The sequence below is a fragment of the Nocardioides endophyticus genome (genome assembly GCF_039543845.1).
Taxonomy (GTDB): Bacteria; Actinomycetota; Actinomycetes; order Propionibacteriales; family Nocardioidaceae; genus Nocardioides; species Nocardioides endophyticus.
Genome location: NZ_BAABKN010000049.1, coordinates 1 through 835, shown reverse-complemented (window position 1 = coordinate 835; position 835 = coordinate 1). Strand labels below are relative to the sequence as shown.

The following is an 835-nucleotide window of genomic DNA, read 5'->3' as shown; positions in this document are numbered from 1 at the left end:
GGGCATCTTGCACACCACGGGCGGCTACCTGGTCGGCACGTCGTACACGCACTGGGCGGTCTTCGACCTCAAGCCCGACACGGACGTCTACTGGTGCTCGGCCGACATCGGCTGGGTGACCGGGCACTCCTACCTGGTCTACGGGCCGCTCGCCAACGGCGCCACCCAGGTGATGTATGAGGGCACCCCGGACGCGCCTGAGCGCGGCCGCTGGTGGCAGATCATCGAGGACTACAAGGTCACCATCTTCTACACCGCACCCACCGCGATCCGGTCGTTCATGAAGCAGGGCCGCGAGATCCCGGACCGCTTCGACCTGTCCTCGCTGCGGATCCTCGGGTCGGTCGGCGAGCCGATCAACCCCGAGGCCTACGTCTGGTACCGCCACGTCATCGGCGGTGACCGCACCCCCGTGGTCGACACCTGGTGGCAGACCGAGACCGGCATGATCATGATCAGCCCGCTGCCCGGCGTCACCCACGCCAAGCCCGGCTCGGCGATGATCCCGATCCCCGGCGTCGCGGCCGACGTGGTGACCGAGGACGGCACGTCGGTCCCGAACGGATCCGGCGGCTACCTCGTCCTCACCGAACCGTGGCCGGCGATGCTGCGCACCATCTGGGGCGACGACGAGCGCTACCAGGACACCTACTGGTCGCGCTACCCAGCAACCGAGGACCGCCAGGGCTGGTACTTCGCCGGCGACGGCGCCAAGAAGGACACCGACGGCGACCTATGGGTCCTCGGCCGCGTCGACGACGTCATGAACGTCTCGGGCCACCGGCTCTCCACCACCGAGATCGAGTCCGCCCTGGTCTCGCACCCCAAGGTCGCC

Annotated in this window: 1 protein-coding gene; it reads left to right on the top strand. The window is 68.7% G+C overall.

The window, feature by feature from the left end:
- Positions 1 to 835: AMP-binding protein (locus ABEA33_RS27285; RefSeq protein ID WP_345530357.1), on the top strand; the 835-nt coding region annotated here is incomplete at both ends.